Source organism: Curvibacter soli (assembly GCF_029211125.1).
Taxonomy (GTDB): Bacteria; Pseudomonadota; Gammaproteobacteria; order Burkholderiales; family Burkholderiaceae_C; genus Curvibacter_A; species Curvibacter_A soli.
In genome coordinates this window covers 1-21,607 of record NZ_JARGEN010000051.1, presented here as the reverse complement: position 1 = coordinate 21,607, position 21,607 = coordinate 1, and the positions used below count along the sequence as shown (strand labels likewise).

Sequence of the window (21,607 nt, the reverse complement as noted above, 5' to 3'; positions counted from 1 at the left end):
ACTGATCGGGGGCCGCCATGGATGACCAGGGATTGAGCGATGCCGCCATCCTGCTCATGTCGCTGGGCGAGGAAGAGGCTGCCGAGGTGTTCAAGCATCTCTCGCCCAAGGAGGTGCAGCGCCTGGGCGAAACCATCGCCCGCACCCGCACGGTGACGCGCGAGCGCGTGGACGAGGTCATGGTCAAGTTCTCGCGGGCCGCGTCCGAACAGAGCCTGCTGGTGTCGGACACCAACAGCTACGTACGTTCCGTGCTGCGCCGCGCATTGGGCGACGACAAGGCGGCCTTGCTGATCGACCGCATCCTGCAGGGCGGCGACACCTCGGGCATCGAAAGCCTGAAGTGGATGGACCCGCTGTCCGTGGCCGAGTTGCTGCGCAACGAACACCCGCAGATCGTGGCGGCCATCCTGGTGCACCTGGACTACGAGCAGGCTGCGGCGGTGCTGATGCATTTGAGCGACCGCCAGCGCAGCGAGGTGCTGCTGCGCGTGGCCACGCTCGAAGGCATACAGCCAACGGCGCTCAAGGATCTCAACGAGGTGCTCTACAAGGTGCTGGCCGGCGGCGACAAGGTGCGCAAGGCATCGCTCGGCGGCGTCAAGGCGGCAGCGGAGATCATCAACATGCTGGGTACCAATGTGGAGCATGCGGTGCTGGATACGATCCGCAGCCATGACCCCGATCTGGCGCAGCGGATCATGGACAAGATGTTCATCTTCGACGACGTGCTCAAGCTCGACGACAAGGCGATCCAGCTCACGCTCAAGGAGATCGCGTCCGAGACGCTCATCGTCGCCCTCAAGGGGGCGGGGCCGGAGTTGCGCGAGAAGTTCCTCTCCAACATGTCCACGCGCGCTGCCGAAGCGCTGCGCGAAGACCTGGATTCACGCGGGCCCATGCGGCTGTCGGAGGTCGAATCGCAGCAGAAGGAAATCCTCAAGACCGTGCGCCGCCTGGCTGACGAAGGCCAGGTCTCACTGGGAGGCGGTGGTGACGACAGCTTCGTCTAGCCGCTACCACTCCCGCTTCATCCCGAGCGAGGAGATCGGCGAGGTTTCGGCATGGCGCTTCGGCGCCGTGGGCGCGTCGGCGGTGTCGGCGCTGGAAGATCCGCAGGCGCCGCCCGATGCGCCCATCTTCGACGAAGAGGCCATGGAAGCCGAACGCGCGACCCGCGAAGCAGCCCTGCGCCAGGCTCGTGAAGAGGGTTTTGCGCAGGGGCTCGAACAGGGGCGGTGCGAAACCGCGCTGGAATGGCAACGCCGTATGGACGGCTACATCGCCGACGAGGGCCAGGAAAAAGCCCGCCGGCTCGGCGAGCTCGTGCAGGCGGTCGATGCGGGACTGGCCGCGCTGGAGCAGCGCATGGCGCAGCAGGTGTTGCAACTGGCCTGCGCCATAGCGCGCCAGGTGGTGCGCCAGGAGATCACCATCAACCCCAACGTGGTGGAGCCCGTGGTGCGCGAGGCCATGGGTACGCTCGTCGCCGATGGCCGGCCCGCCGTCATCCGCCTGCATCCGCAGGACCTGGATGCCGTGCAGCAGCCGCTGCAGGATGAGTTTGCCGGCGCATCCTCCGTGCGCTGGGTGGGCGATGCTGCGCTGAGCCCGGGCGGCTGCGTGGTGGAGTCTGCCGGCATGGTGATCGATGGCACTGTGGAAAAGCGCTGGGTCCGCGCCGTGGCTGCGCTGGGCATTGACGTGCCCTGGACCGGGGAGCCGGGCGATGCGGCCTGACGCCCCGCTTGCCTGGGCCGCATTGCTGGGCGAGGCGCGGACGCGCGTGGATGCGGGCGTGCCGCTCGAAGTGCGCGGCACCCTGACCCGGTTGACCGGCCTGGTGCTGGAGGCTGTGGGCATACGCGTGCCGGTGGGCTCGCAATGCTGGATCGGCGCGCCCGGCGACAAGCCGGTATTGGCCGAGGTGGTCGGTTTTGCGGGCGACCGGGCCTTTCTGATGCCCGCGGGCGATATCCAGGGACTGTCCAGCGGCGCCAGCGTGGTGCCCGCTGCGCCTTACGTGCCGCCGCCGGCACTGGGCGCCGCGCCGCGTCCGGCGCCGGGCCCGGGTGTGCTGCGCCTGCCGCTGGGCGACGGGCTGCTGGGCCGCGTGGTGGATGCGCAGGGCTTCGCGCTCGACCATGCGGGCGCGTTGCTCGGCGTGGCGGCGCAGCCCATGGGCCGCCGGCAGATCAATGCCATGGATCGTGACCCCGTGCGCGAGCCGCTCGACACCGGAGTGCGCGCCATCAACGCCCTGCTTACCGTAGGGCGTGGCCAGCGGCTGGGCCTGTTCGCGGGTTCTGGCGTGGGAAAGAGCGTGCTGTTGGGCATGATGGCGCGCTACACCCAGGCCGACGTGATCGTGGTTGGCCTGATCGGCGAGCGGGGCCGCGAGGTCAAGGAGTTCATCGAGGACATCCTCGGGCCCGAAGGCCGCCGCCGCGCCGTGGTGGTGGCCGCGCCCGCCGACGCGCCGCCGCTGCTGCGCATGCAGGGCGCGGCCTATGCCACGGCAGTGGCCGAGCATTTCCGCGACAAGGGCCGGCACGTGCTGCTGCTCATGGATTCGCTCACGCGCTACGCCATGGCGCAGCGGGAGATCGCGCTGGCCATTGGCGAGCCGCCCGCCACCAAGGGCTATCCGCCGTCCTGCTTCGCCAAGCTGCCGCAGCTCGTCGAGCGCAGCGGCAACGGGCTGAACGGCGTGGGCTCGATCACTGCGTTCTACACCGTGTTGTCGGAGGGCGACGATCAGCAGGACCCGATCGCCGACGCCGCCCGAGCCATCCTCGACGGCCACATCGTGTTGTCGCGCAGCCTGGCGGAGGCGGGGCACTTCCCGGCCATCGACATTGAGCAGTCGGCCTCGCGCGTGATGCACAACGTCATCCCGCGCACCCACATGGAGCGGGCGCGGCGCTTCCGGGCCCTGTATTCCCGCTACCAGAAAAGCCGCGATCTGGTGCAGGTGGGCGCCTACATGGCCGGCTCCGATCCTGAGCTCGACGAGGCCATCCGCCTGCTGCCCGCCATGGAGCGGTTCCTGCAGCAGGACATGTTCGAGTCGGCCTCCATGGCGCAAAGTACATCCGCATTGGCGGCGGTGCTGGAAAGCTGAAAGAGATCCCCATGTCTTCGATCCAGTCCCTGCAGGTCGCGGTGGACATCGCCGCGCGCAGGCGCGATGCGGCCCGCATGGCACTCGTGGACGCCTGCGGGCAGCGCGATGCCGCGCAGGCGCAGATGGCGCAGCTTGACGCCTACACGCTCGAAATACAGGGACGCTGGGGCGCACGGCCCAGTGCCACGCTGCAGCCAGAAGTGATGCTGCACTATCGGCATTTCATGGGCCGCCTCGCCTATGCCATGGGCCTGCAGGCCGAAGTGGTGCGGGAGCATGCAGGCCGCATCGAAGCATGCCGCAAAACGTTGCTGGATGCGGAATTACGGCTCGCCAGTCTGCGCAAGGTGTGCGAGAGCCGGCAGGCAGAGCAGGCGCTGTGCCAGCTTCGGCGGGACCAGAAACAGACGGATGAAATGGCGGCGCTGCGCACCATGAGCGCCGCCCGCCAGGCTTCGGCAGGCTACCAGGAGTGAACGCGATGGAACAGATACGCATATCCAACCCCGGCGGCGCAGCCGCCTCTGGCGCATCGGCGGCCAAGGCCGCCGGGGGTACCGAGGACGACGCGGGGGACAATGACTTTTCCTCCCTCCTCAGCGCGGCAAGCGAAGGCCCGGTGGCGGACGCGGGGCTCGACGGTGCAGGCGATGGCCCGGACGAGCCGTCGCAGGCGCGCCCGGCCCGCAAGGTGCATGGCCATGCCGTGGCGCAAGCGGGCGTGGACCTTCAGTTGCCCATACCGGTGGCGCAGGTGGAGGATCCGGCAATGGTTGCGGCTGCTGACGATGCAAAGGACGGGGCCGGCAAGGGCCGGGGAGTGGACCTTCTGGCGCAGATGCAACTGGCGCCTGCGGGAGATGCAGCCACCCTGACCGGGGGAGATGCAAAGGTGGAGTCCGCCGCAGGTTTTGGCGCAGGTCTGCTGGCGCAAATGCGGCGCGCGTCCGCTGGTGGCATGGAGGGGGCCGTGGAGACGGGAACGCTTGCCGTCAAGGGGCGGGCAGCCGCGAAAGCCGGGGCTTCCTCTGCCCATGGGGCCGCCAGTGCGGCGCTTGCCGCTGCGGGCGCGGCTTCTTCGTCTTCCTCTGCACAACAGCCGGTGAGTGCGTTGCAGGCAGGGCGGCGCGATGCAGCGGCGCTGGACTCCTTGGCGCTCCAGGGGCGCGATGCCGGCATGGCGGCGGCCCAGCAAGCGGCCACCGAAGCGCCGGGCACATCGGCGACGGCAATGATGGATGTGGATGGTCTGGAGAGACATGGCCTGCGTGTCGCGGAAACGCCGACGGGCACGCCGGCCACGGCGGCGGGCGGTGCCAGCCCGGCTCTGGCGGCCATGAACACGGGGCCGGCCACGCTGTCGTCCCCGCACCTGCCCTCGGCAGCGATCGATACCACGCACGGCGGCGCGGAGGAGGCCATTGCCGAGCAGGTCGGCTACTGGGTGCGCCACAACACGCAGAATGCCGAGCTGACGCTGGACCCGGGCGGGCAGCGCATCGACGTACACATCGCGCTGCAAGGCAATGAGGCCCATGTGACATTTCGCAGCGACCAGGCCCAGACCCGCGATCTGCTCGACTCCAGCGCGTCGCACTTGCGAGACATGCTGCGAAGCGAGGGCTTGGTGCTTTCAGGTGTCAGCGTGGGGGCTTCCGGTGCGCATGCCGGGAATCCGGGTGCGTCCGGGGAGCGCGAAGCCGGGCGCTCCGGCGCGCGGCAGACCCAGGTGGCCGCAGTGGTGCCTGCCGGGACTGCCGCCGCGCGCGGCGGCATGGACGGCAGCACAGCGCGTACGCTGGATGTCTTTGCCTGAGCCACGCTGGGGTGGCCCACCCAGCGCAAGCCGCGCGATTGCCGCAGTTTTGCATCTTTATTCTGGCTATTATTCCTTGCAGGCGGTTCAATAATGAACACCAAATCGGGTACGGCTGGCCGGCATGTCGCGGCACCGGGCCCCAGTCGCAAAGGAATCCAACGTGCCTGCCAATCCTGCTGCCGCTTCGGCGACCGACAAGCCCAAGGCTACGGGCAAGAAGCTGATCATCATAGGCGTGGTGGTCGTTTTGCTGCTGGTAGTGGTGGTGGCCGGTGCGTTCATGGTGCTGCAGAGCCGCCGCGCCGCGGCTGACGAGGGCGATGCGGCACCGGTGGAGTCCCAGCCGAAAGTCGCACCCACTTTCCTGCCGCTCGAGAATATGGTGGTGAACCTGGCCGATCCTGGCGGTGACCGGTTCGCCCAGGTAGGCATTACCCTGGAACTGGCCGACGGCAAGACGGCAGAGCAGGTCAAGGCATACCTGCCGACGATCCGCAGCGGGATCCTCATGCTCATTTCGCAGCGCACGTCGCAGGAGCTGCTGAGCCGCGAGGGCAAGGAGAAACTGGCCGATGACGTGCTGCGCGAAGTGTCGCGCCCGCTGGGCTACAGCGTTGCGAGCCGCAAGGAGGCTCCTCCACGCACCGAGGATGGGGCCGACAGCGAAGACCCGTCGCCACGCCGTGCCGCATCGCGCAATCCGGTGCAGCGCGTGCTGTTTTCGAGCTTCATCGTCCAGTAGGCGGCAGGCAAAGGCTCCACCATGAGTGAATCGTTTCTCTCGCAGGAAGAAGTCGATGCCCTTCTCGAAGGGGTCACCGGCGAAAGCCAGAAGATCGACGAAGATGCGCCGGAGCCAGGCGCCATCCGCGACTACGACATCTCCAGCCAGGAGCGCATCGTCCGCGGGCGCATGCCGACGATGGAAATCGTCAACGAACGCTTCGCGCGCAACTTTCGCATCGGCCTTTTCAATTTCATCCGCCGCAGCCCAGAGATTTCCGTTGGCACGGTGGCGGTGCAGCGCTACAGCGCCTTCCTGCGCGAACTGGTGGTGCCCACCAATTTCAACATCGTCGCCATCCGACCCCTGCGCGGCAGCGGTCTGATCGTGTGCGAGCCAACCCTGGTCTTCGGCATCATCGACACGCTGTTCGGCGGCGTGGGCAAGTTCCAGACCCGCATCGAAGGCCGCGATTTTTCGGCCACCGAGCAGCGCGTGATCAACCGCCTGGTGGAAGTCATCTGCACCGAGTACAAGAAGGCGTGGCAGGGCATCTACCCGCTGGAGCTGGAGTACCAGCGCTCCGAGATGCAGCCGCAGTTCGCCAACATCGCCACGCCCAGCGAAATCGTGGTGTCCACAGCGTTCCATCTGGAGATCGGCGACCTGGCGGGCTCCATCCACATGTGCATGCCGTATGCCACGCTGGAGCCGATCCGCGACGTGCTGTATTCGTCCACCCAGGGCGACTCGATCGAGGTGGACCGCCGCTGGGTGCGCGTGCTGACGCGCGAGATCCAGGCCGCCGAGGTGACGCTGGTGGCCGAACTGGCGCGCGCCGACGCGACGGTGGAGCAACTGCTGGCCATGAAGCCCGGCGATTTCATCGAACTGGACCGCCAGCCACGCATTCGCGCATCGGTCGGCGGTGTTCCGGTTTTCGAATGCCAGTACGGCACCCACAACGCGAAGTACGCCATTCGCATCGAAGAGTGCCTGCGGGGCAACGACCTCAACTGGCTTGGAGAGAGAGATGTCAACTGAAGAAGACAACAGCAAGGACGCTGCAGCGGAAGACCCGCTCGCGGGCTGGGCCGAGGCGCTCGAAGAACAGAAGCGCGCAGACGACGGGCCGGCCGTGGAGCAGGGTGGCCCGCTGGCGGGCGATGCAGTGCCTCCGCTGGCCGCGACCGACAGCAGCGGGCATTCCCAGGACATCAGCATGGTGCTGGACATTCCGGTTCAACTGTCGGTGGAACTGGGGCGCACCAAGGTGCCGATCAAGTACATCCTGCAACTGGCCCAGGGCTCGGTGGTGGAACTCGACGCCCTGGCCGGCGAGCCGATGGACGTGCTCGTCAACGGATACCTGATCGCGCAGGGGGAAGTGGTGGTGGTCAACGATAAATTCGGCATCCGGTTGACCGACGTGGTTACGCCTTCCGAGCGGCTGCGCCGGGTGAGTCGTGGATAACAGTTCGTCTTCCATGGCCCAGACGCTGCTGACCGTCGTCCTTTTCGTCGTGGTCATCGCCATGCTGCCGATGGCGCTGCGCTGGCTGCAGCGCCGGCAGGGACAGGGCATTGCGCCGGCGGGCTCCGCCTCGCGCGTCATCTCGGCGGTCGCCGTGGGGCCGCACCAGCGCGTCGTCACGGTCGAGGTGGGGCCAGAGCAGGCGCGGTACTGGCTGGTGCTGGGCGTAACGGCGCAGAGCATCCAGTGCCTGCACACCGTGCCGCTGCATGGCGGCGGGGTGTCGGGAGGCTTCGGTGCGCAGTTGCAGGCTGCGTCCGCCACGGCGCCGGCTGTCGAGCGGGTTCCGCATGCCTAGGAGCGGGCGGGTATCGGCGTGTGCGGCGTGGGTCCTGGCCGCAGCGGGTTTCGCGCTGTTCGCAACGGGCGCCGCCCACGCCCAGCAGCAGGCCACGGGGCAGTTGCCGCTGCTGATCGGCTCGGGCAGCAGCGGCACGAGCTATTCGGTGCCGATCCAGACGCTGCTGTTCTTCACGGCGCTTTCGTTCCTGCCGGCGGTGCTGCTGATGATGACCAGCTTCACGCGCATCGTCATCGTGCTTTCGCTGCTGCGCCAGGCCCTGGGCACGCAGGCGGCGCCGCCCAACCAGATCGTCGTCGGCCTGTCGCTGTTCCTCACGCTGTTCGTCATGGGCCCCACGCTGGATCGCGTGTACCAGGATGCCTACCAGCCGTATTCGACCAACGCACTGACGTTCGAGCAGGCGGCCTCGCGGGCCGAGGTGCCCATGCGCGAATTCATGCTCAAGCAGACCCGGCAGTCCGACTTCGCGCTGTTCGCCCGGCTGGCCAAGCTGGCGCCGGAGGTGACGGCCCAGACTGCGCCGCTGCGGGTACTGGTGCCGGCATTCGTGACCAGCGAGCTGAAATCGGCCTTCCAGATCGGCTTCATGATCTTCATTCCCTTCTTGGTCATCGATATCGTCGTTTCCAGCGTGCTGATGTCGCTGGGCATGATGATGCTTTCGCCCGTGCTGGTGGCGCTGCCGTTCAAGCTCATGCTGTTCGTGCTGGCCGATGGCTGGAACCTGCTGATCGGTTCGCTGGCGGCCAGTTTCGCCACGTAAGATGGAGAACGATTCATGAATGCGCAAATGGTGCTGACCACGGGCCGCGAAGCGCTCACGCTGCTGCTGATGGTGTCGGCCCCGGTGTTGCTGGTGGTGCTGGCCGTGGGGCTGGTTGTGAGCATCTTCCAGGCTGTCACCCAGATCCATGAGGCGACGCTTTCCTTCGTGCCCAAGCTGGTTGCCGCGGTCGTGGTGTTTGCCATCGCCGGGCCTTGGATGCTGGGTACGCTGGTGGACTACATCCGCCGCACCATCGAGTCGATTCCCGCGCTGGCCCTGTAGCGTGCCGGCCCACCGGGTGGAAAGAACGAGGCGGGCTGGATGATCACGTTCTCCGAAGCGCAGTTGATGGCCTGGATTTCCCCCATCCTGTGGCCATTCCTGCGCGTGCTGGCGCTTTTCAGCGTGGCGCCGGTGTTCTCGATGCGCGTGATTCCGGTGCAGGCTCGCGTAGGCTTGGCGTTTCTCATCGCGCTGTGCGCACAGCCTATGCTGGAGAGTCAGCCGATCATTGACGTCAACGGACGCGAGGCGCTGGGCGCCGTCGCCCAGCAACTGGGCGTGGGCATGTCCATCGGGTTCGCCGTGCGTCTGGTATTCGCTGCGGTGGAGCTGGCGGGGGAAGTGATCGGGCTGCAGATGGGCCTGAACTTTGCCGCCTTCTTCGACCCGGCGAGTAATTCGCAGGTCAGCGCAGTGTCGCGCTTCTTCGGCAACATCGGTACCCTGCTCTTCGTCGTGGTCAACGGGCACTTGGTGGTGCTCATGGCGGTGGTGGCGAGCTTCGAGCGCTTTCCGGTCAACGGCAATGTCGTGGCATCGCTGCAGGGGCTGGGTTTGCACGAGTTTGGCACGGCGCTGTTCTCAAGCGCGCTCTGGATCGCCCTGCCCATGATCGCGCTGCTGCTGTTCGTCAACTTGACGCTGGGGGTGGTCTCGCGCGTGGCGCCGCAGATGAACATCTACGCGGTGGGCTTCCCCGTGACGTTGACCATGGGGCTGGTGGGCATTGCCGCGACGCTGCCCATGCTGGAGCAACCCATGCTCACGCTGCTGCAGCAGATGATCGACATCTTCTCGGCCCGGTGATGGACGGTAGCGCTACACCAGCGCGTTGCGGATCGCGTAGACCGTAAGTTCGGCGTTATTGGCCAACTGGAGCTTTTCGAGCACCCGCGCACGGTAGACGCTGACGGTCTTGGGGCTCAACATCAACTCTTCGGCGATTTCCGAAAGCCGCTTGCCCGAGGCGATCTTCACCAGCGTCTGCATCTCGCGCTCCGACAGCGTTTCATGCGGCACGGCCGGTGTGGGCTGGGCCACGCTTTCCGCCAGCATTTGCGCGACCTCGGGCGTGAGGTACTTGCGCCCCTGCATGACGGTACGCACCGCAGTGATCAGGTCTTCCGGTGCACCCGCCTTGTTGGCATAGCCCTGGGCGCCGGCCCGCAGGCTGCGCAGGGCGTATTGATCCTCGGGATACATCGATACGACCAGCACCTTGATGGGCGAGCCGGTTTCCCGCAGGCTCGCCAAGACCTCCAGCCCGCCGCGTCCGGGCATGCTGAGGTCCAGCAGCAACACGTCGCAGGCGGCGGTGCGCAGCAGGTCACGCAGCTCGGCATAGCTGCCGGCTTCGCCGGTGACCTCGATGTCCGTGCATTCGCACAGGGTGTCGCGGATGCCGCGGCGCAGCACCGCATGGTCGTCGCAGAGGATGACGCGGATCATGGCGCGTCCTCTTCGCCGGAGGGCGCGGCGTCAGCGGACAGCGGTACGGACAGCGTGACCGAGGTGCCGCGCCCGGCCTGGCTGCCCACGTCGAGCCAGCCGTCCACCGTGCGGGCGCGTTCGCGCAGGCCCTTGAGCCCGAAGGCGCGGGGCTTGTCCAGCGATCCCATGGCCAGGCCTTGCCCGTTGTCGGACACTTCGAGCGTCAGGACGTTCTCGCTGCCCGACAGGTCGATGCGCACGCGGCTGCATTGCGCGTACTTGGACACATTGGTCAGTGCCTCCTGCGCCGTGCGGTAGGCGACGAGCTGCACTGGCTGGGACGCGGGGATGTGTTCCGCCGTGGCATGGAAATCCACCGCGATCGCGGTGCGCTGCTCGAAGTTGCGCGCCAGCCACTGAATGGCCGCCACCAGCCCCTGATCCAGCACGGGCGGACGCAGGTTCATCATGATGCGCTGGCTGGCCCCCAGGGCATGCTGCAGCATGTCCTGCGCGGCCTGTGCGTGCCGGCGTTGCTCGGTGTCGCCCGCATGGCGGACGATCCATGCGAGGTCGAACTGCACGGCGGCCAGCGAGCCGCCGATGTCGTCGTGGATCTCGCGCGCGATGGCCGCGCGTTCCTGCTCTATGGAGGTCTGCAGGTGTTCGGTCAGCTCCGCGAGCTGCTGGCGCGAGGCCGTCAGGGCGGCGGCAGCGCGTTCGCGTGCCACGCGGGCTTCGTGCACCTCCAGCGCGCGCGCCACCACGCGGCCCAGGCGGTGCATGTCTTCCTTCAGCAAATAATCGCTGATACCGTGGTGCAGGGCGTCGACGGCCGCAGTTTCGCCGATCGCGCCGGAGACGAGGATGAACGGCGGGTGTGATGGATGCGCCGAGAGCAGGCGCCAGGCGTCCAGTGCCGTGAACCCCGGCAGGCGGTAGTCGGCGAGGATGACATCGAACTCGCGTTCGGCGATTTCGCGGGCGAACTCGCCCAGGGAATCTACGCGGCGCATGTCGCACGGCATGGCCGTCTTGCGCAGTGCGGCGAGCGCCAACTGGTGGTCTGCCGGCGAGTCTTCCAGATGAAGAATGCGAATGGGCCTGGGCCCGTCATACGCTGGAGGGAGCATATGAGCGCTATCATAGGTTACAGATGGCGGGAGATAGGGATAGGCAAGGATGTTTCCCGATCATTGCAAGGATTCAGGCGGGTTGAAATGGGCCCGGGCGGCGCAGCAAGCCTTCGCCGGTGGGTCCGGATGTTGCTAGTACAGCATCCACGTCACGCGTTCCGCGTCGCTGGCGATGGTTGTCAGGAATGCTTATGGGCGATGGAGAAAAAATGGAAGCAACCTCAGCGTCTTCAGAGCCAGGGGTGAGGCTGCCGGTCATGGTCGCTGCGGAATTGCAGGATTCGCTGCTGACGGCCATGCACGACCTGCAGCGGCTCGAGGGCTTGCTCAGCCATGCGACGGACAATCTGCTGGAGCGCTTCGGGGTTGCCAACACCCTGCTCTGCGCAACGGCTGCCATGGCCGATTCCGCTCAACTGTCCGAGGCGCGGCAGGCCTTGCGCGCCGCCGTGACCGAGCTGCAATTTCATGACATGGCTTCGCAGCTGATCTGGCACACCACCAAGGTGCTGCAAGGGTGTGCTTTCCGGATCGCCGCGGAAACCATGGGCCACGAAGAGGACGAAGAGCCCGCGCCCTTCGCCGAAATGGAGCCGGACCGCCCCAACCCCGTCACCCAAAGCGAAATGGACGCAGGCTCCGTGGATCTCTTCTGAGCGCGTCTCCTTTCCCCGACCATCGATACATTTCAGAAAACTGGAGCTTTACATGCAGTCGATCCTCGCCGTTGATGATTCCCCGTCGATGCGCAAAATGGTTTCCTTCACGCTCACTGGCGCCGGGTACAACGTTGTCGAGGCGGTGGATGGCGAAGACGCCTACGAGAAGGCGCAGAACCACGCAATCGACCTCGTGCTGGCCGACCAGAACATGCCGCGGCTCGACGGCATCGGGCTGACTCGGCGCCTGCGCGAGAACCCGAAGTTCAAGACCATCCCGATCCTGATCCTCACCACCGAATCCAGCGACCAGATGAAGCAGGCGGGCCGCTCCGCCGGCGCGACGGGCTGGCTCGTCAAGCCGTTCGATCCCAATCGCTTGATCGAAGTCATACAGAAAGTCATACGTTAGTCGAAACTCCCTGTTCCATGGAAAGCAAAGGAGCCCGTCATGGGTGAAACGCAGCAAGAGGGTGCAGGCGCAGATTTCGACCTCAGCCAGTTCTACCAAATCTTCTTCGAAGAGGCGGGCGAGAACCTCGACCATATGGAGCAGATGCTCCTGGACTTGGACCTTGGCACGGCCGACGACGAAGAGTTGAATGGCATCTTTCGCTGCGCCCATTCGATCAAGGGCGGGGCCGCCACTTTCGGCTTCTCCGACGTGGCTGAACTGACCCACCACATGGAGTCGCTGCTCGACCGCCTGCGGCGCCACGAGTTGCAGGCCATTCCGCCCATGGTGGATGTGCTGCTGGAATCCGCCGACGCATCGCGCAGCCTGCTCGCGCGCCACCAGGCGGGCGGCGAAGGCGAGGCAGTGTCGACCACCGATCTCGTGCGGCGCATCAGCGAACTGGCGGCGGGTGTCGTGCCCGATGCCGCTGCCCCTGCGCCTGCCCCTGCGCCCGTGGCGGCGTCCCCGGTTGTGGCGCCGGTGGCCGTCCCTGCGCCGCCCGCCGCGGCTTCGGTGGCAGCGGGCGGCGATGCGGCAGGCGCGCGCAGGCTGGAGATCCGCATCGGGCCTCTGTCCCACCCCGAGCAGGCAGATGCTTTGACGGAGCTGTTCCGCGACATTCCAGGCCTGGGCACCATCACTGCCGTGCCGGGCGGCGATGCGGGCATGCGCGTGTTCGCGGTGCAGACGAATTCGTCGGACGCCGATCTGCTGGATCTCTTCGCGTTCCATGTGGCCAAGGAGCAGGTCCGGATCGTCGACCAGGCCGCCACCGCCACCGCTGCCGCGGAGCGGCCCGCGGTCGCCGCCGCGGTGGACGGAGTCATGGGGAATGCCGGCTTCGGTTTCTTTGCCGGCGCGCCCGGTGCGCCGACAGGCATGGCGGCCGATGCAAAGCCTGCCGGAGACGCCGTCGCCGCCAAGGCGGGGGCCAGCGCCGCCACCGGCAAGGCTGCCGAGCCCAAGGTTGCCAATCAGGCGCAGATGGAGACCGCCACCATCCGCGTCGCGGTCAGCAAGGTCGACCAGCTCATCAACCTGGTGGGCGAGCTGGTCATCACGCAGGCCATGCTGGCGCAGAACAGCCGCGGCCTCGATGGCGCGGTGTACCAGCAGCTTCTGGCGGGCCTGGCGGACCTGGACCGCAATACGCGCGACTTGCAGGAATCGGTCATGTCGATCCGCATGATTCCGATGTCCATCGTGTTCAGCCGCTTTCCACGCATGCTGCGCGACCTGGCCAACAAGCTGGGCAAGAAGGTTGATCTGGTGACGCACGGCGAGGCCACCGAGCTGGACAAGGGCCTGGTCGAGAAAATCACCGACCCGCTGACCCACTTGGTGCGCAACAGCTGCGACCACGGCATCGAGCTGCCCGCGGACCGGCTGGCCAAGGGCAAGTCCGAGCACGGCACCATCACGCTATCTGCCTCGCACCAGGGCGGCTCCATCGTGATCGAGGTGCGCGACGACGGGCGTGGCCTCTCGCGCACCAAGATCATGGCCAAGGCGCGCGAGCGCGGCCTGGAGGTTTCGGACCAGATGAGCGATGCCGACGTCTGGCAGCTCATCTTCGCGCCGGGGTTCTCCACGGCCGAAGAGGTGACCGACGTGTCGGGCCGTGGCGTGGGCATGGACGTGGTCAAGCGCAACATCGCATCCCTGAACGGTACGGTGGAGATCGACTCCGCCGAGGGCTACGGCATGCGTGTGTCGGTGCGGCTGCCGCTCACGCTGGCCATCATGGACGGCATGTCGGTGGGCGTGGGCGACGAGGTCTACATCCTGCCGCTGTCGTCGGTGGTCGAGTCCTTCCAGGTCAACCAGTCGTCGGTCAGCACCGTGGCGCAGGGCTCGCAACTCGTCAAGGTGCGCGAGGAATACATGCCGGTGATCGCGCTGGAGAAGGTGTTCCAGGTACCGCGCTTCGACTTCGAGAAGTCCAGCAACATCATGGTGGTCGTCGAAGCCGACGGCAGCCGCGTGGCGCTGCTGGTGGACGAACTGCTGGGGCAGCACCAGGTCGTGGTGAAGAACCTGGAGAGCAACTACCGGAAGATCCCGAACATCTCCGGCGCCACCATCCTGGGCGACGGCAAGGTGGCGTTGATTCTCGATACCGCAGGGCTGGTGCGGCGTGCACGCCACTGACATTCACAATGAAAGGAGCTTGACATGAGCATGATCATGGGAAAGACCGGCGAAGCGGCGTCCTCCGGGGCGCGCGAGTACTTGACCTTCCGCCTGGACCAGGAGGAATACGGCATCGACATCCTCAAAGTCCAGGAAATCCGGGGCTACGAGCCACCGACGCGCATTGCCAATGCGCCGGAATTCATCAAGGGCGTGGTGAACCTGCGCGGCACCATCGTGCCGATCGTGGACATGCGGCTGAAGTTCAACTGCGCCAATGCCGAATACAACAACTTCACGGTCGTGATCATCCTGAACCTGCGCAACCGCGTGGTGGGCATCGTGGTCGATTCGGTGAGCGACGTGATGGAGTTGACGCCCGACAACATCAAGGCCGCGCCCGACATCGAAAGCGTGATCGACAACGGCTGCATCCTCGGCCTGGGCTCGGTGGGCGAGCGCATGCTGATCCTGCTGGACATCGAAAAGCTCATGTCGAGCGTCGACATGGGGCTGGTTCCCGCGGAAGCTTGAGCGCGCAGGTTGCCTTCGTCTCTTGGGAAATGATGGGGGTAAGCCGTTGATGTCTGCCAGACCATCCGCCAGCACATTGCCCCGCCGCGCGGAGAGCGGCATCGCGCCGACTTCCGGGCCCCTGGAGCAGGGACGCGAGTTCGTCTGGACCAGCGACGATTTCGCCAAGGTCCAGTCCCTGATCTACCAGCGCGCCGGCATCCATCTGCACGAAGGCAAGCACGCGATGGTGTACAGCCGGCTGTCGCGCCGGCTGCGCGAGACGGGCTATGCGAGCTTTCGCGAATACCTGGACTGGCTGCAGTCCGACGACGGCCCCGAATGGCAGGAGTTCGTCAACGCGCTCACCACCAACCTCACCGCGTTCTTCCGCGAGCCGCACCACTTCGAGATACTGGCCGAATACCTGCGGTTGCGGCCTGCGGCGTCGTCCTGGCGCGTGTGGTGCAACGCGGCCTCCACGGGGGAGGAGCCGTACTCCATCGCCATGACGGCGTTCGAGGTGCTGGGCGCCTCGGCCAACTTCAAGCTGGTTGCCAGCGACATCGACTCCAAGGTGCTGGCTTCCGCTGCCACGGGCGTCTACCGCGCCGATGCGCTCAAGGGCCTGGATGCGGCGCGGCTGCATCGCTTCTTCCTGCGCGGCAAGGGCACCAACGAAGGCATGGTGCGCGCCAAGCCGGAATTGCGGCGGGTCATCGACTTCATCAGCGTGAACCTGATCCGCAACGACTGGCCGTTCCGCGAGCCATTCGATGCGGTGTTCTGCCGCAACGTCATGATCTATTTCGATGCCGCCACGCAGCGGCAGGTGCTGGAGCGCATCCACCGCGTGCTCAAGCCCAAGGGGCTGCTGTTCGTGGGGCATGCTGAAAACTTCAGCGAGTCGCGCGATCTGTTCGCGCTGCGCGGCAAAACCGTCTACGAGCGCATATGAATCCATACCTGCGTTCCGGGAGAAGCAAGGGCTTTTCGCTTTCCAACGGCTGTTTATGGAGCGGTCTGGGCCATGAGTGAAATTCCTTCGCCTTCCTTGCCTGCCGGCGGGGCCATGGACCGGCGCCGCATCCCGCGCATGGCGCCGCTCAACGCGGCGCTGCTGCCGGTTGCCGGCGGGCCGGCGCCGCAGTCGTCGCTGGAAGAGCTGAAGACCCGCGCGCGCAAGCCCGGCGAGGCGGCGTTCTTCTATTTCGACCATCACTTCCAGTACAACGCCGTCAAGATACTGCCCGGCGAGTACTACGTCGCCAACGAGAACCTGGTCATCATGACGGTGCTGGGCTCGTGCATTGCCGCCTGCCTGTGGGACAGCCGCATGCGCACGGGCGGCATGAACCACTTCATGCTGCCCGATGGCGATTCGGCCGATATTTCGGGGCGCTACGGCTCCTATGCGATGGAGCTGCTCATCAACGAAATGCTCAAGCTGGGCGCGCGCCGCGAGAGCATGCAGGCCAAGATATTCGGCGGCGCGCAGGTGATGCACAACTTCACGACCATGAACGTCGGCGAGCGCAACACCAAGTTCGTGATCGACTACCTGCACACCGAGCGCATTCCCGTGGTGTCAGAGGATGTGCTGGACATCTATCCGCGCAAGGTGTGCTTCTTCCCCGTCACCGGCAAGGCGATGGTCAAGCGTCTGGCGCATGCCCATCCCGAGACGCTGGTGGCGCAGGAGGTCAAGGGCAATGTCGTGGCGGTGGCCCAGAAGACCGCGGGTGGCTCGGTCGATCTGTTCTGAATCCGGCAGTGGGAGACGCCATGAAAAAAATACGCGTGATCGTGGTCGACGACTCGGCGCTGGTGCGCAGCCTGTTGTCGGAGATCATCAATCGGCAGCGGGACATGGAATGCATCGGCACGGCCAACGACCCGCTCATCGCGCGCGAGATGATCCGCGAGCGCAGTCCCGACGTGATCACGCTCGACGTCGAAATGCCGCGCATGGACGGCATCGACTTCCTGGGCCGGCTGATGCGCCTGCGCCCCATGCCCGTGGTGATGGTGTCCACGCTGACCGAAAAGGGCGCGGAAGTCACGCTCAAGGCGCTGGAGCTGGGCGCAGTCGATTTCGTGGCCAAGCCGCGCGTGGGGCTGGCCAACGGCCTGAACGAGTTGGCGCACGAGATCGTCGAGAAGATCCGCGTGGCCGCCGTGGCCCACGTGCGAAGGGCGCACTTCGGTACGTCCGCCCATGCGCCGGCGGGCGAGGGCGGTGCAGCGCCGCATGGCACGCCCGCCGCGCCTCGGGCGCCGGCATCGCTGCTGGGCCGCCTCTCCACCGAGAAGCTGATCTTCATCGGCGCCTCCACGGGCGGCACCGAGGCCATCAAGGAAATCCTGGTGCAGATGCCCGCCGACTCGCCGGCCATCGTGATCACGCAGCACATGCCGCCGGGCTTCACCACCAGCTTCGCCGCGCGCCTGAACAGCCTGTGCCAGATCACGGTGAAGGAGGCGGCCAACGGCGAGCGCATCCTGCCCGGCCACGCCTACATCGCCCCGGGCGGCATGCACTTGCGCGTGAACCGCAGCGGCGCCAACTATGTGGCCGTGGTGGAGGACGGCGAACCCGTCAACCGCCACAAGCCTTCGGTGGAGGTGCTGTTCAGGTCCGCGGCGGAGATCGTGGGGCGCAATGCCTACGGCGTGATGCTGACCGGCATGGGCAACGACGGCGCGAAGGCCATGCGCGAGATGCGCGACAGCGGCAGCTACAACTTCGTGCAGGACGAGGCCAGTTGCATCGTGTTCGGCATGCCGCGCGAGGCGATCGCCCATGGCGCCGCCGACGAGGTTTTGCCCTTGACGCAGATCGCCCCCGCGCTGATCGCCAGACTGCGTGGTACGACAGATCGGCTGCACCACCGCATCTGACCTGGTGCCTGCACCGGAATGCTACATAAAAAGTAGCTGCTACCGCAATATCTACAAGGATTTCAGAATGTTTTATATCTGAAGTCCTTATGGATATTGCGGTGGCAGCTAGCAAAAATGTAGCGGCATGCGCGTGGCCTCAAAGCATCTCGTCGGGTGCGAACGGTGCGGCGAGCAGCAGCAGAAGGCGCAGCCCCAGGCCCGCGTCGGGCTCGGAATCCCACTGCTGTGCCGGCTGCGTGCCGCGGGCCGGCACGGTCCAGCGGATGTGCTCATCGACCAGTTCGAGCCGGAAGCTTTCGGCGTCCAGCGCCGCGGCGATGTCGCGGGTCACGGCGCCCGCCAGCGCCGTGCTGCGCACCACGAGCGCCACTTCGGTGTTCTGGAGTTTCGAGCGCAGGTCCAGGTTCATCGAGCCCACGACCAGCAGCCTGCCATCGATCACCACCAGTTTGGTATGCAGGCTGGCGTGCGAGGCGGGCGACGAACCGAGCAGCCGCCTGTGCGTGTTGCCTTCGGAGCGCAGTTCGTAAAGCTCCACGCCCAGCGCCAGCAGGCGCTGGCGGTAGCGCGCGTAGCCCACGTGCGCCAGCGGTGCATCGTTGGAGGCGAGCGAGTTGGTCAGCACGCGCACGCGCACGCCGCGCTGCGCCAAGCGGGCGAACATCTCCATCATGTCGTCGCCGGGCACGAAGTAGGCCGAGACGATCAGCACCTCATGGCGGGCTTGCTGCATCAGCCGCTGCAGGCCGTCGACCATGGTGTCTTCCTCCGCCTCGGGGTCTTCCGGCGCGATCTTGCCGGGCTTGTCGGCCAGCAGCAGGGCGGGCGCCCACACGAACGGCAACTGCCCGGCCAGCAACTGGTCGGCAGCGCTTTGCGAGTCGGGCACCACGCGCGCCTCCACCGGGGCTTGCGCGGCAGCGGGCACCCCCGGGCCAGCATCGTCCGCCGCGCCGGGCTGCTGCGGCGCCGTGCGCACTGCTTCCTCCGGCCTTTGTGCCTCGGCGCGGAGCTGCCGCATCTCGCCGGGGGTGAGCAGCGTTTCCACGGGGTATGCCAGTGCATGGTTCCAGTACGCGTCGAAGCTGTGGGAAATGTCATCGATGACGGGCCCCATGGTCAGCAGGTCCAGGTCCAGGAAATTGCTGCGCTGGCCCTGGCCGAAGTAGGCGTCGCCCAGGTTGCGGCCGCCCGTGATGGCGAAGGCGTTGTCGGCCACCAGTACCTTGTTGTGCATGCGCTGCTGCGCATGCTGGAAATCGAACAGCGCATTCAACACCCTGCCGAACTGCGTGCGCCGCGGCCCGGGCAGTGGGTTGAACATGCGCACTTCGACGTTGGGCACCTGGTTGAGCAGCAGCACCCGGGCATTGGCGCCCGAGGCGTTGAAGTCGTCGAGCAGGATGCGCACGCGCACGCCGCGCAGCCCGGCGCGGCGGATGGCCTGTAGCAGCGCCCGGGTGGAGCCGTCGTAATGGATGCTGTAGTACTGCAGGTCCAGCGTGGCGTGGGTGGCTTCGATCAGTGCGAGGCGGGTGCCGTACGCGCTTTCGGAGTCGTCGAGCGCATGGAAACCCGAAAAGCCGGCTTGCTGTGCAGGCCGCAGCGCCTGGGCGAGCCGGCCCAGGCGGGTGTCCGCCGTGGCGGCGGGCGCGGGCGCATACGAGGGCGTGCGCCCCACGTTGTCCGGCAGGCTGGCGCAGCCCGCCGCCAGGCAGGCAAGAACGGCAAGGCCCCATGCGACGATGCAGATGCGGCGGTGCGGAAAGGAGAGGGTTGCACCCATGGAGATGCCGAATCTAGGCCCGCAGTGCCGGCGCGCGTGTAAGACGCTGCGCAGTCCCGCAATCGGCTCAGGGCGACAGTTCGACCCAGCGCTCGATCGCCTGGCCCAGCTCTTCTTCCACCGCGTCCAGGCGCTGCTGCAGGCCGACGGCCCGCGCCAGGTCGCGTGCATACAGGCCGCCATCGGCCAGCTCGCGTTGCAGCGTCTGCTGCTCGGTTTCGAGCTGCTGGATGCGCGCGGGCAGGCTTTCCAGTTCGCGCTGCTCCTTGTACGACAGCTTGCGGCGCAGGCTTTTGGCATCGGCCTCGATGCCCGGGGCCGCTTGCGGGACGGGAGCGGGGCCGCGCTGCGGCGCAAGCGCGGCGGCGGGCATGGCCGCGGCCGGCTTGACGGAACGGCTCGATTGCAGCAGCCAGTCCTGGATGCCGCCTTCGTACTCCTTCCACTGCCCATCGCCTTCGGAGGCGATCATGCTGGTGGCCACGTTGTCGACGAAGGCCCGGTCGTGGCTGACCAGGAACACGGTGCCGGTGTACTGCTGCAGCATATCTTCGAGCAGATCCAGCGTTTCGATGTCCAGGTCATTCGTGGGCTCGTCGAGCACCAGCACGTTGGCCGGGCGCGCGAACAGCCGCGCCAGCAGCAGGCGGCTTCGCTCCCCGCCCGAAAGCGACCGCACCGGTGCTGCTGCGCGTGCCGGGGAGAAAAGGAAGTCGCCCAGGTAGCTCTTGACGTGCTTGCGCTCGCTGCCGATCTCTACCCATTCGCTGCCAGGGCTGATGAAGTCTTCCAGCGTGGCATCGAGATCAAGCTCCTGGCGGAATTGGTCGAAATAGGCCACCTGCAGGTTGGACCCCCGCCGCACCTGACCGCTCTGGGGCTCCAGGCCGCCCAGGATCAGTTTGATGAGTGTCGTCTTGCCCGCACCGTTCGGGCCGACGATGCCGACCTTGTCGCCGCGCAGGATGGTGGACGTGAAGTCGCGAATGACGATCTTGTCGCCGAACGACAGCGATGCGGCATCAAGGTCGGCAACGATCTTGCCCGAGGGCGCGCCGGCTGACAGCGATAGCTTGACGCTGCCCATGACCTCGCGCCGCGCGGTGCGGTTCGCGCGCAGCCGCTCCAGCCGCGTGATGCGGCTTTGGCTGCGTGTGCGCCGGGCTTCCACGCCCTTGCGGATCCAGGCTTCCTCCTGGGACAGCAGGCGGTCTTCCTTGCCGGCCAGCGTTGCTTCGTGCGCCAGTTGCGCCTCCTTTTGCTGCACATAGCTCTGGAAATTGCCGGGAAAAGAGCGCAGCTTGCCCCGGTCGAGTTCGACGATGCGTGTCACCACGCGGTCCAGGAAGGTGCGGTCGTGGCTGATCGTCACTACGCTGCCATGGAAGCCGATGAGCAGTTCTTCGAGCTTTTCTATCGCGCTGATATCCAGGTGGTTGGTCGGCTCGTCTAGCAGCAGCACGTCTGGCTTTGTGACCAGTGCTTGCGCCAGGGCGACCAGCTTGCGCTTGCCGCCAGAGAGCGCGTTCACCTTGGCATGTGGATCCAGCCCGAGCCGGGCAACGGTCTCGTCGACGCGCTGCTCCCAGTTCCAGCCGTCCTGGGCTTCGATCCGGGATTGCAGATTGTCCAGCTCATGGGCGTGCGCCGCAGATGAAAAACGCTCCCTGAGCGCACGCACTTCATGCAACCCCGCGCCGATGGCCTCGAAAACGTTGTCATTTTCCTCAAGCACGGGTTCCTGCGCGACATAAGCGATGCGCAGTCCTTGTTGAAGCTGGAGAGCTCCATCGTCGGGGCGCTCTTGGCCCGCCAGTATCTTGAGCAGGGAGGATTTGCCCGTCCCGTTGCGGCCGACGATACCGATGCGTTCGCGCGGCTCCAGTGCGAAATCGGCATGGTCGAGGAGCGCGACATGACCAAAGGCCAGTTGCGCGTTCAGAAGAGTCAGAAGAGCCATGCGATGAACCTAAATCCGGCAGTTACCCCGTCAATGCGCGCGGCTCTGGCGGAAGCCAGGGCGGCAGCGGAC

General features: G+C 66.3%; 23 protein-coding genes. 19 read left to right on the top strand and 4 right to left on the bottom strand.

Annotation, left to right across the window (positions count from 1 at the left end; all coding sequences use genetic code 11):
* The first annotated feature begins 17 nt into the window (after positions 1-17).
* From fliG to fliR, 12 genes are all read left to right on the top strand, one after another.
* Complete coding sequence (gene fliG, locus PY257_RS11290; RefSeq protein WP_275741811.1) at positions 18-1,013, top strand: flagellar motor switch protein FliG; 996 nt, start codon at positions 18-20, stop codon at positions 1,011-1,013.
* Positions 994-1,740, top strand: coding sequence for a FliH/SctL family protein (locus tag PY257_RS11285; RefSeq protein ID WP_275741810.1), 747 nt, complete (start codon positions 994-996; stop codon positions 1,738-1,740). The genes fliG and PY257_RS11285 overlap by 20 nt, the downstream gene beginning before the upstream one ends.
* Entirely contained in the window at positions 1,730-3,124 is a 1,395-nt protein-coding gene (fliI, locus tag PY257_RS11280) for a flagellar protein export ATPase FliI (protein ID WP_275741808.1), read from the top strand. The genes PY257_RS11285 and fliI overlap by 11 nt, the downstream gene beginning before the upstream one ends.
* Positions 3,125-3,135: 11 nt before the next feature.
* Entirely contained in the window at positions 3,136-3,603 is a 468-nt protein-coding gene (fliJ, locus tag PY257_RS11275) for a flagellar export protein FliJ (RefSeq protein ID WP_275741806.1), read from the top strand.
* 5 nt (positions 3,604-3,608) lie between these two features.
* Positions 3,609-4,943, top strand: coding sequence for a flagellar hook-length control protein FliK (locus PY257_RS11270; protein ID WP_275741804.1), 1,335 nt, complete (start codon positions 3,609-3,611; stop codon positions 4,941-4,943).
* A 163-nt stretch (positions 4,944-5,106) separates the two neighbouring features.
* Positions 5,107-5,688, top strand: coding sequence for a flagellar basal body-associated FliL family protein (locus PY257_RS11265; RefSeq protein WP_275741802.1), 582 nt, complete (start codon positions 5,107-5,109; stop codon positions 5,686-5,688).
* Positions 5,689-5,709: 21 nt separating this feature from the next.
* A complete protein-coding gene (fliM, locus tag PY257_RS11260) occupies positions 5,710-6,714 on the top strand; it encodes a flagellar motor switch protein FliM (protein ID WP_275741800.1) in 1,005 nt (334 codons plus the stop codon).
* Positions 6,704-7,144 carry a flagellar motor switch protein FliN gene (gene fliN, locus PY257_RS11255; protein ID WP_275741798.1) on the top strand — a complete coding sequence of 147 codons (441 nt, stop codon included), beginning with the start codon at positions 6,704-6,706 and terminating at the stop codon, positions 7,142-7,144. The genes fliM and fliN overlap by 11 nt, the downstream gene beginning before the upstream one ends.
* 13 nt (positions 7,145-7,157) lie before the next feature.
* Positions 7,158-7,502 (top strand): FliO/MopB family protein, encoded by a 345-nt coding sequence (locus PY257_RS11250; RefSeq protein ID WP_275741795.1) that lies wholly within the window; start codon positions 7,158-7,160, stop codon positions 7,500-7,502.
* Entirely contained in the window at positions 7,495-8,271 is a 777-nt protein-coding gene (gene fliP / locus PY257_RS11245) for a flagellar type III secretion system pore protein FliP (protein WP_275741793.1), read from the top strand. Before PY257_RS11250 ends, fliP begins: the two co-directional genes overlap by 8 nt.
* A 15-nt stretch (positions 8,272-8,286) precedes the next feature.
* The gene (fliQ, locus tag PY257_RS11240; protein WP_275741791.1) at positions 8,287-8,556 is read left to right on the top strand and encodes a flagellar biosynthesis protein FliQ; all 270 of its coding nucleotides are present in this window, start codon (positions 8,287-8,289) and stop codon (positions 8,554-8,556) included.
* A gap of 39 nt (positions 8,557-8,595) precedes the next feature.
* Complete coding sequence (fliR, locus tag PY257_RS11235) at positions 8,596-9,363, top strand: flagellar biosynthetic protein FliR (protein WP_275741789.1); 768 nt, start codon at positions 8,596-8,598, stop codon at positions 9,361-9,363.
* Between the two features lie 12 nt (positions 9,364-9,375).
* Here fliR and PY257_RS11230 read toward each other — a convergent pair whose 3' ends face one another.
* Positions 9,376-10,005 (bottom strand): response regulator, encoded by a 630-nt coding sequence (locus PY257_RS11230; protein WP_275741787.1) that lies wholly within the window; start codon positions 10,003-10,005, stop codon positions 9,376-9,378.
* Positions 10,002-11,120 carry an ATP-binding response regulator gene (locus PY257_RS11225; protein ID WP_275741785.1) on the bottom strand — a complete coding sequence of 373 codons (1,119 nt, stop codon included), beginning with the start codon at positions 11,118-11,120 and terminating at the stop codon, positions 10,002-10,004. The genes PY257_RS11230 and PY257_RS11225 overlap by 4 nt, the downstream gene beginning before the upstream one ends.
* Before the next feature lie 260 nt (positions 11,121-11,380).
* On the opposite strand from PY257_RS11225, the gene PY257_RS11220 reads away from it, so the two are divergent.
* From PY257_RS11220 to PY257_RS11190, 7 genes are all read left to right on the top strand, one after another.
* Positions 11,381-11,779, top strand: a complete 399-nt coding sequence (locus PY257_RS11220; RefSeq protein ID WP_419095698.1) for a hypothetical protein — start codon at positions 11,381-11,383, stop codon at positions 11,777-11,779.
* A gap of 52 nt (positions 11,780-11,831) precedes the next feature.
* The gene (locus tag PY257_RS11215) at positions 11,832-12,194 is read left to right on the top strand and encodes a response regulator (RefSeq protein WP_275741783.1); all 363 of its coding nucleotides are present in this window, start codon (positions 11,832-11,834) and stop codon (positions 12,192-12,194) included.
* A gap of 39 nt (positions 12,195-12,233) precedes the next feature.
* Complete coding sequence (locus PY257_RS11210; RefSeq protein WP_275741781.1) at positions 12,234-14,390, top strand: chemotaxis protein CheA; 2,157 nt, start codon at positions 12,234-12,236, stop codon at positions 14,388-14,390.
* A gap of 24 nt (positions 14,391-14,414) precedes the next feature.
* Positions 14,415-14,906 (top strand): chemotaxis protein CheW, encoded by a 492-nt coding sequence (locus PY257_RS11205; protein ID WP_275741779.1) that lies wholly within the window; start codon positions 14,415-14,417, stop codon positions 14,904-14,906.
* A 49-nt stretch (positions 14,907-14,955) separates the two neighbouring features.
* Positions 14,956-15,843 carry a CheR family methyltransferase gene (locus PY257_RS11200; protein ID WP_275741777.1) on the top strand — a complete coding sequence of 296 codons (888 nt, stop codon included), beginning with the start codon at positions 14,956-14,958 and terminating at the stop codon, positions 15,841-15,843.
* A 72-nt stretch (positions 15,844-15,915) separates the two neighbouring features.
* Positions 15,916-16,650, top strand: a complete 735-nt coding sequence (gene cheD, locus PY257_RS11195; RefSeq protein ID WP_419095697.1) for a chemoreceptor glutamine deamidase CheD — start codon at positions 15,916-15,918, stop codon at positions 16,648-16,650.
* A 20-nt stretch (positions 16,651-16,670) separates the two neighbouring features.
* Positions 16,671-17,786 carry a protein-glutamate methylesterase/protein-glutamine glutaminase gene (locus PY257_RS11190; RefSeq protein ID WP_275741775.1) on the top strand — a complete coding sequence of 372 codons (1,116 nt, stop codon included), beginning with the start codon at positions 16,671-16,673 and terminating at the stop codon, positions 17,784-17,786.
* A gap of 139 nt (positions 17,787-17,925) precedes the next feature.
* Here the strand turns inward: PY257_RS11190 and PY257_RS11185 are convergent, their stop codons facing one another.
* A complete protein-coding gene (locus PY257_RS11185; RefSeq protein WP_275741773.1) occupies positions 17,926-19,575 on the bottom strand; it encodes a phospholipase D family protein in 1,650 nt (549 codons plus the stop codon).
* Between the two features lie 67 nt (positions 19,576-19,642).
* Complete coding sequence (locus tag PY257_RS11180; RefSeq protein WP_275741771.1) at positions 19,643-21,535, bottom strand: ATP-binding cassette domain-containing protein; 1,893 nt, start codon at positions 21,533-21,535, stop codon at positions 19,643-19,645.
* Between the last annotated feature and the right edge of the window lie 72 nt (positions 21,536-21,607).

Coding starts and splice junctions, on each gene's coding strand:
- fliG (WP_275741811.1), top strand. CDS start 18: ATGGATGACCAGGGATTGAGCGATGCCGCCATCCTGCTCATGTCGCTG.
- fliI (WP_275741808.1), top strand. CDS start 1,730: ATGCGGCCTGACGCCCCGCTTGCCTGGGCCGCATTGCTGGGCGAGGCG.
- fliJ (WP_275741806.1), top strand. CDS start 3,136: ATGTCTTCGATCCAGTCCCTGCAGGTCGCGGTGGACATCGCCGCGCGC.
- PY257_RS11270 (WP_275741804.1), top strand. CDS start 3,609: ATGGAACAGATACGCATATCCAACCCCGGCGGCGCAGCCGCCTCTGGC.
- fliM (WP_275741800.1), top strand. CDS start 5,710: ATGAGTGAATCGTTTCTCTCGCAGGAAGAAGTCGATGCCCTTCTCGAA.
- fliN (WP_275741798.1), top strand. CDS start 6,704: ATGTCAACTGAAGAAGACAACAGCAAGGACGCTGCAGCGGAAGACCCG.
- PY257_RS11250 (WP_275741795.1), top strand. CDS start 7,158: ATGGCCCAGACGCTGCTGACCGTCGTCCTTTTCGTCGTGGTCATCGCC.
- fliP (WP_275741793.1), top strand. CDS start 7,495: ATGCCTAGGAGCGGGCGGGTATCGGCGTGTGCGGCGTGGGTCCTGGCC.
- fliQ (WP_275741791.1), top strand. CDS start 8,287: ATGAATGCGCAAATGGTGCTGACCACGGGCCGCGAAGCGCTCACGCTG.
- fliR (WP_275741789.1), top strand. CDS start 8,596: ATGATCACGTTCTCCGAAGCGCAGTTGATGGCCTGGATTTCCCCCATC.
- PY257_RS11230 (WP_275741787.1), bottom strand. CDS start 10,005: ATGATCCGCGTCATCCTCTGCGACGACCATGCGGTGCTGCGCCGCGGC.
- PY257_RS11225 (WP_275741785.1), bottom strand. CDS start 11,120: ATGCTCCCTCCAGCGTATGACGGGCCCAGGCCCATTCGCATTCTTCAT.
- PY257_RS11220 (WP_419095698.1), top strand. CDS start 11,381: ATGGTCGCTGCGGAATTGCAGGATTCGCTGCTGACGGCCATGCACGAC.
- PY257_RS11215 (WP_275741783.1), top strand. CDS start 11,832: ATGCAGTCGATCCTCGCCGTTGATGATTCCCCGTCGATGCGCAAAATG.
- PY257_RS11210 (WP_275741781.1), top strand. CDS start 12,234: ATGGGTGAAACGCAGCAAGAGGGTGCAGGCGCAGATTTCGACCTCAGC.
- PY257_RS11205 (WP_275741779.1), top strand. CDS start 14,415: ATGAGCATGATCATGGGAAAGACCGGCGAAGCGGCGTCCTCCGGGGCG.
- PY257_RS11200 (WP_275741777.1), top strand. CDS start 14,956: ATGTCTGCCAGACCATCCGCCAGCACATTGCCCCGCCGCGCGGAGAGC.
- cheD (WP_419095697.1), top strand. CDS start 15,916: ATGAGTGAAATTCCTTCGCCTTCCTTGCCTGCCGGCGGGGCCATGGAC.
- PY257_RS11190 (WP_275741775.1), top strand. CDS start 16,671: ATGAAAAAAATACGCGTGATCGTGGTCGACGACTCGGCGCTGGTGCGC.
- PY257_RS11185 (WP_275741773.1), bottom strand. CDS start 19,575: ATGGGTGCAACCCTCTCCTTTCCGCACCGCCGCATCTGCATCGTCGCA.
- PY257_RS11180 (WP_275741771.1), bottom strand. CDS start 21,535: ATGGCTCTTCTGACTCTTCTGAACGCGCAACTGGCCTTTGGTCATGTC.